At 64.2% G+C, this 14,752-nt stretch carries 14 protein-coding genes; 2 read left to right on the forward strand and 12 right to left on the reverse strand.

Annotated features, from left to right (window positions below):
* Positions 1–305: 305 nt before the first annotated feature.
* The 12 genes from FXB40_RS34680 to cysG all read right to left on the reverse strand — a co-directional run bounded on the left by FXB40_RS34680 (position 306) and on the right by cysG (position 11,523).
* Positions 306–1,094: a 3-hydroxybutyrate dehydrogenase gene (locus FXB40_RS34680; protein WP_148776781.1), complete on the reverse strand. Its 789-nt coding sequence runs from the start codon at positions 1,092–1,094 to the stop codon at positions 306–308.
* 1 nt (position 1,095) lies between these two features.
* Positions 1,096–2,271 carry a DUF3734 domain-containing protein gene (locus FXB40_RS34685; RefSeq protein ID WP_148776782.1) on the reverse strand — a complete coding sequence of 392 codons (1,176 nt, stop codon included), beginning with the start codon at positions 2,269–2,271 and terminating at the stop codon, positions 1,096–1,098.
* 78 nt (positions 2,272–2,349) lie between these two features.
* Positions 2,350–2,853 carry a CAP domain-containing protein gene (locus tag FXB40_RS34690; protein WP_148776783.1) on the reverse strand — a complete coding sequence of 168 codons (504 nt, stop codon included), beginning with the start codon at positions 2,851–2,853 and terminating at the stop codon, positions 2,350–2,352.
* Between the two features lie 88 nt (positions 2,854–2,941).
* The gene (locus tag FXB40_RS34695) at positions 2,942–3,979 is read right to left on the reverse strand and encodes a sulfate/molybdate ABC transporter ATP-binding protein (RefSeq protein ID WP_148776784.1); all 1,038 of its coding nucleotides are present in this window, start codon (positions 3,977–3,979) and stop codon (positions 2,942–2,944) included.
* Positions 3,969–4,880, reverse strand: coding sequence for a sulfate ABC transporter permease subunit CysW (cysW, locus tag FXB40_RS34700; protein WP_148776785.1), 912 nt, complete (start codon positions 4,878–4,880; stop codon positions 3,969–3,971). Before cysW ends, FXB40_RS34695 begins: the two co-directional genes overlap by 11 nt.
* A gap of 10 nt (positions 4,881–4,890) precedes the next feature.
* A complete protein-coding gene (gene cysT, locus FXB40_RS34705; RefSeq protein WP_187437349.1) occupies positions 4,891–5,727 on the reverse strand; it encodes a sulfate ABC transporter permease subunit CysT in 837 nt (278 codons plus the stop codon).
* 36 nt (positions 5,728–5,763) lie between these two features.
* The gene (locus FXB40_RS34710; protein ID WP_148776787.1) at positions 5,764–6,765 is read right to left on the reverse strand and encodes a sulfate ABC transporter substrate-binding protein; all 1,002 of its coding nucleotides are present in this window, start codon (positions 6,763–6,765) and stop codon (positions 5,764–5,766) included.
* 112 nt (positions 6,766–6,877) lie between these two features.
* A complete protein-coding gene (locus tag FXB40_RS34715; protein ID WP_148776788.1) occupies positions 6,878–7,609 on the reverse strand; it encodes a phosphoadenylyl-sulfate reductase in 732 nt (243 codons plus the stop codon).
* Positions 7,606–8,121: a DUF934 domain-containing protein gene (locus FXB40_RS34720; RefSeq protein WP_148776789.1), complete on the reverse strand. Its 516-nt coding sequence runs from the start codon at positions 8,119–8,121 to the stop codon at positions 7,606–7,608. The genes FXB40_RS34715 and FXB40_RS34720 overlap by 4 nt, the downstream gene beginning before the upstream one ends.
* Positions 8,108–9,763 carry a nitrite/sulfite reductase gene (locus FXB40_RS34725; RefSeq protein WP_148776790.1) on the reverse strand — a complete coding sequence of 552 codons (1,656 nt, stop codon included), beginning with the start codon at positions 9,761–9,763 and terminating at the stop codon, positions 8,108–8,110. Before FXB40_RS34725 ends, FXB40_RS34720 begins: the two co-directional genes overlap by 14 nt.
* Before the next feature lie 30 nt (positions 9,764–9,793).
* A complete protein-coding gene (locus FXB40_RS34730; RefSeq protein ID WP_148776791.1) occupies positions 9,794–10,102 on the reverse strand; it encodes a DUF2849 domain-containing protein in 309 nt (102 codons plus the stop codon).
* Entirely contained in the window at positions 10,099–11,523 is a 1,425-nt protein-coding gene (gene cysG / locus FXB40_RS34735) for a siroheme synthase CysG (protein WP_148776792.1), read from the reverse strand. Before cysG ends, FXB40_RS34730 begins: the two co-directional genes overlap by 4 nt.
* A gap of 236 nt (positions 11,524–11,759) precedes the next feature.
* Between cysG and cysD the strand changes: the two genes are divergently transcribed.
* Together cysD and cysC are read left to right on the forward strand one after the other, a co-directional pair.
* Complete coding sequence (cysD, locus tag FXB40_RS34740; protein ID WP_148776848.1) at positions 11,760–12,554, forward strand: sulfate adenylyltransferase subunit CysD; 795 nt, start codon at positions 11,760–11,762, stop codon at positions 12,552–12,554.
* A gap of 19 nt (positions 12,555–12,573) precedes the next feature.
* Entirely contained in the window at positions 12,574–14,490 is a 1,917-nt protein-coding gene (cysC, locus tag FXB40_RS34745) for an adenylyl-sulfate kinase (protein ID WP_148776793.1), read from the forward strand.
* Positions 14,491–14,752: the final 262 nt, after the last annotated feature.

Raw genomic sequence — 14,752 nt, forward strand, 5'->3', positions numbered from 1 at the left:
TCGACCGCTCGCAATTCGACCTGATCGCGCACAGGCTCGCGCAGCCGGGGGGCGCCTCGCGGCACTGCTTCGGTCTGTGGCGCCGGCTGTTCCGGCAATTCGCCAAAAAGTCCGTCGTCAGACATCATTCTCTCCAGCAAATCAATCTGCTTAGAGAATCATATCCGCCTGACGCTCGATACGAAAAAGAGTCACAGTCTCGTAGGGTGGGCAAAGCGAAAGCGTGCCCACCACTTTTTTCGATCGGAGAAAGATGGTGGGCACGGCGCTGACGCGCCTTTGCCCACCCTACTGCATCGCCGCCGTTACTCCGCGGTCCAGCCGCCGTCGATCGACAGGTTCGTACCCGTGATCTGCGCGGCATCGTCACCGCACAGGAACAGCGCCAGTGCTGCGACCTGCTCGGAGGTCACGAACTCCTTGGTCGGCTGGGCGTCGAGCAACACGTCGTTGATGACCTGCTCGCGGGTGAGGTTGCGGGCCTTCATCGTATCCGGGATCTGCTTCTCGACCAGTGGCGTCCAGACATAGCCAGGGCTGATGCAGTTGCAGGTGATCTTGTTGGTCGCGACTTCCAGCGCCACGGTCTTGGTCAGGCCGGCGATGCCGTGCTTGGCCGAAACGTAAGCCGACTTGAAGGGCGAAGCGACCAGCGAGTGCGCCGACGCGGTGTTGATGATGCGGCCCCAGCCCTTCTTCTTCATGCCGGGGACGGCGGCGCGAATGGCATGGAAGGCCGAGGACAGGTTGATCGCGATGATCTGGTCCCACTTCTCGATCGGGAATTCCTCGATCGGCGAGACGAACTGGATGCCGGCATTGTTGACGAGGATGTCGACCGAGCCGAACGACTTCTCGCCGAGCGCAATCATCCCGGCGATCTCGGCCGGCTTGGTCATGTCGGCCGGCGAATAGACCGCCTTCACGCCGAAATCGGACTCGATCTTGGCGCGCTCCTTCTCGATGTCCTCCGGCGAGCCGAATCCGTTGATGACGACATTGGCGCCGGCAGCCGCAAAGGCGCGCGCATAGGCGAGCCCGATGCCGCTGGTCGAACCGGTCACGACGGCGTTCTTGCCTGACAGAGTACCCATATTATTCGCTCCTTTTTGGCGGGGGCGCGGTGAAGTCCCCCGTGAGATCGTAGGTCACCATGGTCTCGCCGGACTGCGGCTTCTCGAGCCAGTCCTTGTGGCGCATCGACAGATGCACGTCGCGCACGCCGCTTTCCCAATGCTCGACCATCGCGACATGCGAGAAGTCATAGTCCTTGGACGAGGATTCGTAGTTCTTGCTGCGATAGATCAGGTGCACCACGGTGACCGTGCTTTCGCGCGAGACTTTTGCGAGGAATTCGACGGACGGGTCGTTCTTCAGATAGTCCGGCAATTTGCCGATGAGGTCGCGCACCGCCCTGCGGGCGTTGTGGATCTGCTTGTTCTTGTCGGTGTTCATCCGCGTGCGGCTGGAGAAGCGGATGTCCTTTTCGCGCTCTGTCGCCTCGAGCAGCGAATTCGGCAAGTCACCGCGGGCGCTGAACAGGTCGACCTGGAAGATCAGCATGTCGCGATCGACCTCGGCATCGAGCACGAAGTCGAGCGGCGTGTTGGAGGCGATGCCGCCGTCCCAATAATGCTCGCCCTCGATCACGACCGAGGGAAAGCCCGGCGGCAGCGCGCCGGAGGCCATGACGTGCTCGGGGCCGATTTTCTTGCCGAGCTTCTTGAACTCGTAATTGTCGAAATATTTGAAGTTGCCGGAGGTGACGCCGACGGCGCCGACCGACAGGCGGGTCTTGAGGTCATTGATGCGGTCGAAATCGACCAGACGCTCCAGCGTCTTCTTCAGCGGCGCGGTGTCGTAATAGCTTTCGGCCTGCGGGCTGCCCGGCGGCCACAGCGGCGCGGGCGGGATGCGCGGTGTGAAGAAGCCGGGCACGCCGAACGTCGCGATCAACGCGGCGCTGGTGGAATTGAACAGCTCGCGGCTGTGGTCGCTCTTGCCGATCGGCTTCCACGGCACCGGCGCGGAAACCATCTCCCAGAATTCCTTGAGCCGCTTGACGCGCGTGTGGCCCTCATTGCCGGCGATGATGGCGGCATTGACCGCGCCGATCGAGATGCCGGCAACCCATTCCGGTTCGAAGTCGAAATGGCATAGCGCCTGATAGGCGCCGGCTTGATAGGAGCCAAGTGCACCGCCGCCCTGGAGAACCAGGACACGCTGCGCCTTCGCGGGGACTGTTGCGACTTCCGGGCTATGATCTGTCATTCAGGAACATTAGCAGAAGGCGAGCCACCGTGGCGACAGTCTGCCGCGGCGTCAATGCATCCCGGGATCAAGTCTGGCTTATCGGGGATCGGTCGACGCCAGGATCATGGTCCAGAACACCTTGTATTTGGTGCCTGGAGCATAGCTCGCCGCTATGCCCAATTTTGTGACACCGCCCTTGAGCATGTTGGCGCGGTGCGGAGGAGAGTCGCGCCAGCCGGAAAACGCTTCCGCCAGCGTATGATAGCCGGCCGAGATGTTCTCGACCGCCACGGTCGCGGGATAGCCGCCGGCGGCAAGACGCTTGGCGAGCGGCGCGCGGACATCATGGTCCATCTTGTTGGCGGTAGCCATGGCATTGGACTGGGATTCGGCGAGCCGCATCAGATCGGGGTCGACGATGACGGTGCCGAGGCCGTTGTTCTGGCGGTACTGCGAGATCATGATCGCGGCCGCCGGCGCATCGAGCTTGGCGCCCGGGACCGACATGTCGGCATACATCGTCGGCTGCTGGACCGGCGCTTCGTTGCCTGCACAGCCGGCGAGCAGCAAAAGAAAGAGAATTGCGGCCGCGGCGCGCATGAATCAGGCCCCCAATGAGGGGCCGTTGTTGCATACCAACCGTGGCTGAAAGGTGAATTTTGAGGAAAATTCGACCCGACGGGGCGGCTCAGGCGCCCGCAAATATGCGGTAGCGGCGGGGCTCGAGGCCGATCGTGTCGCCGGCGCGCAGTTCCCGGTCGCGCGGGGCGTCGATCTCGATGGTCTCGCCGCCGGACAATGCGACCTCGGCCCGCTGCACGGGACCGAAATTCCGGACGTGCTGCACGGCGCCCTCGAAGGCGCCCGAGCCGGGCGGGCCGACCAGCATGTCGTGTCGCCGTACAAACAGTTTTGACGCGCCAGGCGCAAGCCCGTCTGCCGCAAGCCGCAGCGGGCGATCGCCGAGCCTGATGACGCCGCCCTCGACCTGGACCGGCAGCTCGATGGATTCGCCGATGAAGCCGTGGACGAACGCGGTCGCGGGCGTCTCATAGACGTCGTCGGGCGAACCGATCTGCTCGATCCTGCCCTTGTCCATCACGACGACACGGTTGGCGACTTCCAGCGCCTCTTCCTGATCGTGGGTGACGAAGATCGAGGTGACGTTGATCTCGTGATGCAGCGAGCGCAGCCATTTGCGCAGCTCTTTGCGCACCTTCGCATCGAGCGCGCCGAAGGGCTCGTCGAGCAGCAGGATGCGCGGCTCGATCGCGAGCGCGCGGGCCAGCGCGATGCGCTGGCGCTGGCCGCCGGAGAGCTGGCTTGGATAGCGGTCGGCGAGCCAGTCGAGTTGCACGAGATCCAGCAGCTCCTTGACCCGGGCGCGGATCGTCGCCTCGTCTTTCCGGACCGCGCGCGGCTGCACGCGCAGGCCGAAGGCGACGTTCTCGAACACGCTCATGTGGCGGAACAGCGCGTAGTGCTGGAACACGAAGCCGACATGGCGTTCGCGCGCGCCCTGCGCCAGCGCGTCCTCGCCGTTGAAGGCGACCTCGCCGGAATCAGGCCAGTCCAGGCCGGCGATGATCCGCAGCAGCGTGGTCTTGCCGGAGCCGGAGGGGCCTAGCAGCGCGAGCAGCTCGCCGTCATTGACCTTGAGGTCGACGCCGTCGAGCGCTGCAAAGCTGCCGAACCTCTTGACGAGATTTTTGACTTCAATGGTCATTGACGTCGTGTCCTTCGTCGAGATGACGTTCGAGAATGGTCTTGGCGATCAGCGTGATCAGCGCCAGCATTGCGAGCAGCGAGGCGATCGCGAACGCGGCGACGAACTGGTACTCGTTGTAGAGAATCTCGACCAGCAGCGGCATCGTGTTGGTCTCACCGCGGATGTGGCCGGAGACGACGGAGACCGCACCGAACTCGCCCATCGCGCGCGCGTTACACAGCAGAACGCCATAGAGCACGCCCCATTTGATGTTGGGCAGCGTGACGCGGAAGAAGGTTTGCAGGCCGGAGGCGCCGAGTGAGATCGCGGCCTCCTCCTCCTGCGTGCCCTGCTCCTGCATCAAGGGGATCAGCGCCCGCGCCACGAAGGGGAAGGTCACGAAGGTGGTGGCGAGCGCGATGCCGGGCACCGCGAACAGGATCTGGATGTCGTGATCCCTGAGCCAGCCGCCGAAATAGCCTTGCGCGCCGAACAACAGCACGAAGACGAGGCCCGAGATCACCGGGCTGACCGAGAACGGCAGGTCGATCAGCGTGATCAGGAAAGTCTTGCCTGTGAATTCGAATTTGGCGATGGCCCAGGACGCGACCAGGCCGAACACGAGATTGAGGCTGACCGAAATCGCCGCGACCACAAGCGTCAGCTTGATTGCGGACAGTGCCTCCGGGTCAGTGAGCGCGGTGAGATAGGCCAAGATGCCTTTCGAGAAGGCCTGCGCGAACACCACCACCAGCGGCAGCACGACGAAGACGGACAGAAACAATATCGCGAGAGTGATGATGGCGATCCGTACCGCCCGCGGCTCGGTGCGAAGGGTATCCCGCGCGGCGGCCGCATGCACGCGCGACTTTGCGTCGGACGCCGGGAACTGGACGGAATCTGCGATCTGCATCGTCATCGTCGCAACCTCACCGCGCCGGAATCCGGCTCTGCGCCCAGCGCTGGAGCCGGTTGACAGCAAAGATGATGACGAACGACACGACGAGCATGACAACCGCGATCGCCGTCGCATCGGCGTAACGGTATTCTGACAGCCGGATCACGATCAGCAGCGGCGCGATCTCGGAGACGTTGGGCAGATTGCCGGCGATGAAGATCACCGAGCCGTATTCGCCGACCGCGCGCGCAAAGGCGAGCGCGAGACCGGTGAGCAGCGCCGGCGCAAGCGAGGGCAGGATCACGCGGATGATGGTCTGCCAGCGGCTGGCGCCGAGGCTGCCGGCGGCCTCCTCGATCTCGACATCGAGATCCTGCAGCACCGGCTGCACGGTGCGGACCACAAAGGGGATGCCGATGAAGATCATGGCGACGAAGATGCCGAGCGGCGTGAACGCGACCTTGATGCCGAGCGCGGCAAGCGGCGCCCCCAGCCAGCCCTTCTCGGCAAACAACGAGGTCAGCGCGACGCCGGCAACGGCCGTCGGCAATGCGAAGGGAATATCAACGATGGCGTCGAACAGCCGCCGGCCCGGGAAACGGTAGCGCACCAGCGCCCAGACGATGACGCTGCCCATCACCAGGTTGACGCAGGCCGCCGCGAAGGCAAGTCCGAAGGAAACACGGAGCGCGTTCAGGGTACGGCGGCTGGAGAGGATGTTCCAGAATTGCTCGGGGCTTAGCTCGAGCGACTTCAGGAACAGCCCGGCGAGCGGAATCAGGATGATGACGGACAGCCAGGTCAGCGTCAGTCCCATCGTGAGACCGAAGCCCGGCAACGTCCGGCGTCGTGCTGCGATTACGCTCACCAGGCCCCCTGTTAAAACCCCTCCGACAGCGCCCGATCAGTTCTTGTAGATCTGATCGAAGACGCCGCCGTCGGCAAAATGTTCCTTCTGCGCCTTGGTCCAGCCGCCGAACAGTTCGTCGATCGTGAACAGCTCGACCTTCGCGAAGGAGTTTTCATACTTTTTTGCGATCTCGGCATCGCGTGGACGGTAGAAATTGCGCGCAGCGATCTCCTGCCCTTCCTTGGTGTACCAGTACTGGAGATAAGCATCCGCGACATTGCGCGTGCCTTTTTTATCGGCAACCTTGTCGACGATCGCGACTGGCGGCTCGGCGAGGATCGACAGCGGCGGCGCCACGATCTCGAATTTCTCCGGACCGAATTCCTTCAGCGCAAGGTAGGCCTCGTTCTCCCAGGCAAGCAGCACGTCGCCGACGCCGCGCTCGACGAAAGTCACGGTCGCACCGCGCGCGCCGGTGTCGAGCACCGGAACCTGCTGATAGAGCTTGCCGACGAACTCCTTGGCCTTGTCAGCCGAGCCGTACTTCTTCTGCGCAAAGCCCCAGGCCGCCAGGTAATTCCAGCGCGCACCGCCCGAGGTCTTCGGGTTCGGCGTGATCACGGCGACGCCCGGCTTGAGCAGATCGTCCCAGTCCTTGATGCCCTTCGGATTGCCCTTGCGCACCAGGAACACGATGGTCGACGTGTAGGGTGATGAATTCTGCGGCAGGCGCTTCTGCCAATCGGCTGCCGTGAGGCCCTTGCCGGCGATGGCGTCGATGTCGTAGGCGAGCGCGAGCGTCACCACGTCGGCCTGTAATCCGTCGATCACGCTGCGCGCCTGCGAGCCGCTGCCGCCATGCGACTGCTTGATCTCGACGCTCTTGCCGGTTTCCTTCTGATAGGCGTTCGCGAACGCCTTGTTGAAATCGACATAGAGCTCGCGCGTCGGATCGTACGACACGTTCAGCAGATTGATATCAGCGGCGAGAGCCGAGCTAGCCCAGAGGAGGCCTGCCGCGAGCGGAACGATACGGCGGATCATGTCCATCTCCATTTACCTCGACGACTTCAGCGTCATCGATGGCATGCGGGCATAACTCAGGGCGAAACGGGCTTAAGTCAACGGAACCGGATTTTCTTGTTCGCAGCCGGGCAGCTTGCCTGTGCTACGAAATCTTCATCGTGTGGATGCCGCATTCTGTCTTGGCGCGGCCGCGCCAACGACCCGCGCGCTCGTCCTCGCCCTCGGTCGTTCTGCTCGTGCAAGGCATACACCCAACCGACATGAAACCCGACGCTTGAAGCGGATGCTGCGGCAATTTGGCACGCGCGTAGATGTCCTTGATCTCCTCGCGCGAGACATTGGCGAAAGGATTGAACTTCAGCCGCGCGCCATCCACCTCGACGACCGGAATGTCGGCGCGCACGCCGCCCTGAAAGCGTTTGCGGCCATTGACCCACGCCGAAAACGGCCTCAGCGCCCGCGCCAGCGGCTCGACCTTGCGGATGCGGCAACAGGCATCGGGATTGGAGAACCAGAGCTCCTGATCGGGATCGTCCCGCTTCAGATCCTCCTCCAGCGGCTTGATCGAACGAACATCTCTCAAGCCAAGCTTGGCGATCAGCGTGTCGCGATAGGCTAGTGTCTCTTCGAACAGCCAGCCGGTATCGAGGAAGATCACCGGAATCGCCGGATCGACATCTGCCATCACCTTCAACAGCGCGGCCGACTCCGTCCCGAACGATGACACCACGGCAAGGTGATCGCGGCCGACGGTCTTCAGCGCCGCGGCAATGATTTCGGCCGGAGTGGCGTCGCGCAAAGCACGGTCGAGCTCGTCCGCGATCGGCAACACCGACGTGGATTGGGATGCAAATTGAGTAGCCATCGCGTTCACGTGCCGACACCCTCGGAGTGACGTAGCTGCATGCGCCGATGCAGCGCCGTGATCCGGCCGTCGCCGGTCGGCTGGTAGAACACCGAATAGCGCTTCGCGGTCTGCATGAAGGCTTCCGCATCAGCCTGCTTCTTGACCTCGAAGGAATCGAAGCCGGCGCGCAGCATGAACACGAATTGATCACGCAGCACCTGGCCGGTGGCGCGCAGATCGCCGCGATAGCCGTAGCGCTCGCGCAGCAGTCGCGCCTGACTATAGGCGCGTCCGTCACGGAAGCTCGGGAACACCAGCGCAACGGTGGCGAGCTTGCCGAGATACGGCACGAGGTCGGCAATGTCGCGGTTGTTCGGCCAGATCACGCCGATCTTGCCCGCACGCTTGAGCAGCGCGTCGGCTTCGCCCAGGAAGCGCTCGGCCGGCACCAGGATGTCGCCGCTCTCGGGCAGCGGCGTGTCGACGGCCAGCTTGACAAAACTGTCGTCGGCGATTTTTCCGCCGTTAACGAGTGGCATAGACGCGCTCCTTGAAGGGTTCGACGCCGAGGCGCTTCACCGTGTCGACGAACAGCTCCTCCGGCCGCTCGCGCAGCGCCAGATAGGCCTCCACGATGTCTTCGACGACGTCAGCGACCTCGTCGAACTTGACGCCGGGGCCGATCAGATTGCCGAGCGCGGCGCTCTCGTCGGCGCGGCCGCCGATGGTGATCTGGTAGACCTCCTCGCCGTTCTTCTCGACGCCGAGAATGCCGATATGGCCGACATGGTGATGACCGCAGGCATTGATGCAGCCGGAGATGTTGATGTGCAGCCGCCCGATCAGATTGGCGAGCTCGTGGTTGGCGAAGCGCCGCGTCAGCTCCTGCGCGATCGGGATCGAGCGCGCATTCGCCAGCGAGCAATAGTCGAGGCCCGGACAGGCGATGATGTCGGTGATCAGATTGACGTTCGGCGTGGCAAGGCCAAGCTTGTCGAGCGCCTTCCACAACGCCGGCAGGTCGCGTTTGGCGACGTGCGGCAGCGCCAGGTTCTGCTCGTGACCGACGCGGATCTCGCCGAACGAATATTTATCGGCGAGATCGGCCAGCGCATCCATCTGCTCGGCCGTGGCATCGCCCGGAGGCGCGCCGATCGGCTTCAGCGAGATCGTGACGATGGAATAGCCCGGGTTCTTGTGCGCGGCGACCGAGTTCTTGCGCCACGCCTCGAAATCGGGGTCGGCCGCGGCCTGGCGCAGCTCGTCCGGCATGTGCGGCAGCTTCTCATAAGCCGGATAGATGAAGCGCGAGCGGATATCCTCGATCACCTCGTTGTCGATCTGGAGCGAGGAATAGCGGATGTGCTGCCATTCCTCCTCGACCTCGCGGGAGAATTTCTCGATGCCGAGCTCGTGCACCAGGATCTTGATGCGCGCCTTGTAGATGTTGTCGCGGCGGCCGTACTGGTTGTAGACGCGCAGGATCGCCTCGATGTAGCTCAGGAGATCGCGGCCATGGACGAAGTGCTTGATGGTCTTGCCGATGAACGGCGTGCGGCCGAGACCGCCGCCGACCAGCACCTCGAAGCCGGTCTCGCCCTTCTCGTTCTTGATCAGGCGCAGGCCGATGTCGTGCACCTTGATCGCAGCGCGGTCGTGGTCCGACGCGGTGATCGCGATCTTGAACTTGCGCGGCAGGAACGAGAATTCCGGATGCAGCGTGGTGTGCTGGCGGATCAGCTCCGACCAGATGCGGGGATCCTCGATCTCGCCGGGCGCGACGCCGGCCCACTGGTCCGAGGTGACGTTGCGCATGTTGTTGCCGGAGGTCTGCATCGCATGGATGCCGACCTCGGCGAGATCGGCGAGCGCATCCGGCAGGTCCGACAGCTTGATCCAGTTGAACTGGATGTTCTGGCGCGTGGTGAAATGACCGTAGCCGCGGTCGTATTTGCGCGCGACATGGGCCAGCTGCCGCAGCTGGTTCGACGCCAGCGTTCCGTAGGGAATCGCGACGCGGAACATGTAGGCGTGCAGTTGCAGATAGACGCCGTTCTGCAAGCGCAGCATCTTGAATTCGTCTTCGGTGAGCTCGCCCGAGAGACGGCGCTGCACCTGGTCGCGGAATTCCGAGACGCGCTCGTTGACCAGCGTGCGATCGATTTCGTCGTAAGCATACATGATTGAAGTGCCTTACAGCTCGACCCGCGGTTAAACCGGCAAGTCGATCGTCACGCCATCGCGGCGGATCTGCTCGCGCAGATTGCCCGGCAGGATTTTGCCGGCTTCGTCGACTTGCACCGGCGCGATATAGGGGCCGATCGCGCCGACGTCATCGGCCACGGCCTCGGCGAGCAACGCTTTCGCCTCATCCGAGTTTCGCACGATCGCGGCATCGGTCAGTTCCACCGACCACCCCTTGGCGGCGGTGCGATAGACGACGACGCCGTCCCAGGTGCGGTTGGCGGTCACGACGGAAGAACCGTTGATTTTGAGTTTCTGTTGGAGAGGAGAGGTCATTCGGCAGCATCCAGGAGGTCAGAGATGATTTGTTTGGGTGTTTGGCGGCGAAGCGAGCCGGCATGCCGGACCACGTCGCCGATGATGAGGATGGCGGGACCGCCATTGGTCCGCCGCACCAGCTCGGGCAGGTCGCGCAGCGTGCCGATCGCGCCCTGCGCATCAGGCCGCGTGACGCGGGCAAATACGCCGACCGGCGTCTCCGGCGAGCGGCCGGCGGCAAACAGGCCGGCGCGAATGGCGGGCGCAGCGGTCATGCCCATGTAGACCACGACGGTCATTTTGGTATCGGTCAGCGTCGACCAATCCACCGTCTCCGCGTCGCGCGCCTTGTGCGCGGTGAGGAAGGTGATGCGGGTCGCTTCGTGACGGTAGGTGAGCGGCACCTCGAAATCGGCGGCGCCGCCGAGACCCGCCGTGATGCCGGGAATGATGGAATAGGCGACACCCGCCGCGCGCAACGCTTCGACTTCTTCGCCGCCGCGGCCGAACACGAAGGGATCGCCGCCCTTCAGCCGCACGACACGCTGGCCGGATTGAGCAGCCTCGATCATGCGCTTGTTGATGGCATCCTGGCCGATGCCGGGCTTGCCGACCCGACGGCCAACACCAACGCGCGTGGTGTCGCGGCGGATACGATCGAGAATTTCCGGCGAGACCAGCTCGTCATGAAAGACGATGTCGGCATCCTGCAACGCGCGCAGCGCCTTGATGGTGAGGAGATCGGGATCGCCGGGGCCGGCGCCGACCAGCGCGACCGAGCCTTCCGGCTTGTCGGCGCGCGCGAACGCGGACGGATCGGAAATCTGCTTGAGCGCTGTGTCAGCCTCGCCCTTGCGGCCGGCCAAGACGGCGGCGCCGATCGGGCCGTCGATGACGCGCTCCCAGAAGCGGCGGCGCAGCGGGAACTCGGCAATGCGCTCGTTGATGGACTTGCGAAAGCCGCCGATGAACTCGGCGAGCTCGCCGATACGCGCGGGCAGCAGCGCCTCGATCTTCTCGCGCACGCGCCGCGCCACCACCGGCGAGGTCCCGCCGGTACCGACTGCGACCACGACATCGCCGCGATCGACGATGGCCGGGAAGATGAAGCTGGAATGTTCGAGGTCGTCCATGACGTTGACCGGCAGACCAAGCGACTTCGCCCGCGCCGACATCGCCACGCCGACATCGCCGGCACCTGCGCAGACGATGGCGATTGCACCTGCAAGATCGGCCGTGAGCGGATCGCTCGTCACGATCTCGATACGCGCCGCGTCATCGGAGCTCGGACCCAGATCCTGATTGCCGTCGATCGCATGCACGCGGATGCGCGCACGGGCAGCAGTGAGCACGCGCAGTTTTGCGCGCAAAAGCTCACCCGCGCCGATGAGGACCACCGGACCGGCCTTGAGATCGAGGAACACCGGCAAGAACCGCATGCGATACTCGCTTCCCCCACATCTGGGGTTGACTGGAATTATTTTCTATATATGTGTCGTTTCTGACGCGCAAAGAGAAAATTTTTTCTTCTCTTCTGCAGCGCAACTATAGAATTTTCGCCTCCAAACGCAAAGTGGCAGAGATGCATCTTCTCAAGGACAATTCCGGTGCAGATGGACGGGACTCCCAGGCTCCCGTTTCCCAGCAAATTCCGGTCGAGCTGACCGCCCCCAGCATGGACCATCTCGACCAGCTGGAAGCGCAGAGCATCTACATCTTCCGCGAGGCCTTTGCCCGTTTGAAGAAGATCGCCCTGCTGTGGTCGCTCGGCAAGGACTCCAACGTCATGATCTGGCTGGCGCGCAAGGCGTTCTTCGGCCGCCTGCCGTTCCCGGCCCTCCATGTCGACACCGGCAAGAAGTTTCCGGAGATGTATCGCTTCCGCGATCATTACGGCAAGGAGTGGGAGCTCGATTTGCGCGTCGAGCCGTGCCCGCCCATCGATGCCGTCGACCCAACGTTGCCGCCGGCCGCCCGTTCCGCCGCGCGCAAGACCGAAGGCCTGAAGATGGCACTCGGCAAATACGGCTTTGACGGCCTGATCGCCGGCATTCGCCGCGACGAGGAAGCCACCCGCGCCAAGGAGCGCGTGTTCTCGCCGCGCGGCCTCGAAGGCAATTGGGACGTGCGCGACCAGCCGCCGGAGTTCTGGGATCATTTCAACGCGTCGCCGCCGCAAGGCGCGCATTTGCGCATCCACCCGATCCTGCATTGGACCGAAGCCGACATCTGGGCCTACACCAAGCGCGAGAACATCCCGATCATCCCGCTGTATCTCGCCAAGGACGGCAAGCGCTATCGCTCGCTGGGCGATCAGGACATCACCAATCCGGTCGCATCGACCGCGAAGAACATCGACGAGATCCTGGCCGAGCTCGAGCAGACCAAGGTGCCGGAACGCGCCGGCCGCGCGCTCGACCACGAGACCGAGGACGCTTTCGAGCGCCTGCGCGTCGCCGGCTATCTCTGATCAAGGACGCGAGCGTCGTATGAACATGATCGTCACCCCCGCTTCGCCTGCGACCCCGAATGGCACCACGCGTCCGCAAGTGCGCATCGTCATCGTCGGCCATGTCGACCACGGCAAGTCGACGCTGGTTGGCCGCCTGCTGCACGAGACCGGCAGCCTGCCCGACGGCAAGCTCGAGATGCTCAAGGCCGTCAGCGCGCGGCGCGGCATGCCGTTCGAATGGTCGTTCCTGCTCGATGCGCTGCAGACCGAGCGCGACCAGGGCATCACCATCGACACCACCCAGATCCGCTTCCGCACCAATTCGCGCGATATCGTGCTGATCGACGCGCCCGGCCATGCCGAATTCCTGCGCAACATGATCACCGGCGCCTCGCAGGCCGACGGCGCGGTGCTGATCATCGACGCGCTCGAAGGCGTGCGCGACCAGACCCGCCGTCACGGCTATCTGCTGCATCTGCTCGGCGTGAAGCAGGTCGCGGTCGTCGTCAACAAGATGGACCGCGTCGATTTCTCGGACCTGCGCTTCAAGGAAATCAGCGACGAAATCTCCGCGCATCTGCAAGGCCTCGGCGTGACGCCCACGGCGGTGATCCCGATCTCCGCCCGCGATGGCGACGGCGTCGCCGAGCGCACCGACCGGATCGGCTGGTACAAGGGTCCGACCGTGGTCGAGGCGCTTGATCGGCTCGAGCCGGCGCGGCCGCTGGAAGCGCTGGCGCTGCGCCTGCCGGTGCAGGCGATCTACAAGTTCGACGATCGCCGCATCGTCGCCGGCCGCATCGAATCCGGCAGCCTGATTGCCGGCGACGAGATCGTCGTCATGCCGGCCGGCAAGATCGCCAAGATCAAGACGGTCGAGAGCTGGCCGGTGACGCCGGTCGCGGGACGTCAGGGCGCCGGCCGCTCGGTCGGCATCACGCTCGACCGCGAATTGTTCATCGAGCGCGGCGACATCATCGCCCATGCCGACGCCGCCCCGCGCGAGACGCGTCGGCTGCGCGCGCGCATTTTCTGGCTGCACGACAAGCCGCTCGCCAAGGGCGACCAGCTGCTGGTCCGCTGCGGGCCGAAAGAGAGCCGCGCCACCGTCGTCGCCATCGAGAAGGCGGTCGATCCGGGCGAGCTCGAGAGCCGCGAGAACAAGGCGATCGGCCGCAACCATGTCGGCGAGATCGACATCTCTCTGTCCAACCCGATTGCTGCCGATCCCTACACCGAGAATCCGCGCACCGGCCGCCTCGTGATCGAGGTCTCCGGCCGCATCGCCGGCGGCGGCCTGGTGCTGTCGGTCGATGCCGGCCAGCGCGCCGTGCCGGTCGATATCGTGCCGGTGGAATCGGCGCTGCGGCCCGACGAGCGCTCCGCGCGCTATCAGCACAATGGCGCGGTGGTCTGGCTTACCGGCCTGCCGGCTTCCGGCAAGTCGACGCTGGCAAAGGCGCTGGAGCGGCGTCTCTTCACCAATGGCGGCTCGCCGATTCTGCTCGACGGCGACACGGTGCGCGCGGGCCTGAACAGCGATCTCGGCTTCTCCGCCGCCGATCGCAGCGAGAACATCCGCAGGCTTGCCGAAGTCGCAACCCATCTCGCCCGCAATGGTCACATCGCCATCGTCGCGGCTGTCTCACCGGCCCGCGAGGACCGCGCCACCGCACGTCGCATCGCGGATACCGCGTTCCGCGAGATCCATGTCGCAACGCCTGCGGACATCTGCGAGGAGCGCGATCCGAAGGGCCATTACAAGAAGGCCCGCGCCGGCGCCCTTGCCTCCTTTACAGGCATCGGCAACGACTACGAGCGGCCCGAGGCCGCCGAGCTCGTGATCGACACCTCGACGCGGACGGTTGCCGAGGCCGCGGATGAGATCGAGCAGATGCTGAAGACGACCGGCGTGCTGTTCGACGAGGTCGTGGATCTCGCGGCGAATATTTGAGGCCGTCCTATTCCCAGCTGTCGTCGCCCGGCGTGACCGGGCGACCCACTATTCCAGAGACAGCGTTGGGATGCGGAGAAGCCGCAGCGTACTGGATTCCCCGCTTTCGCGGGGAATGACAGCGGAGCGCTGGGCCGCCCCCTCTCCTTGACATTTTGACAGGCGCCGGGGGTCTTCTCACCGCCCCGATTTTGGGGCTAATAAGTCCCGAAAGCCGCCCCGCGTGGGCGCATTTTGCTGCTGTCGGGTCAAAAGCAGCCAA

Origin of the sequence: Bradyrhizobium rifense (assembly GCF_008123425.1) — a bacterium.
Lineage (GTDB): Bacteria > Pseudomonadota > Alphaproteobacteria > Rhizobiales > Xanthobacteraceae > Bradyrhizobium > Bradyrhizobium rifense.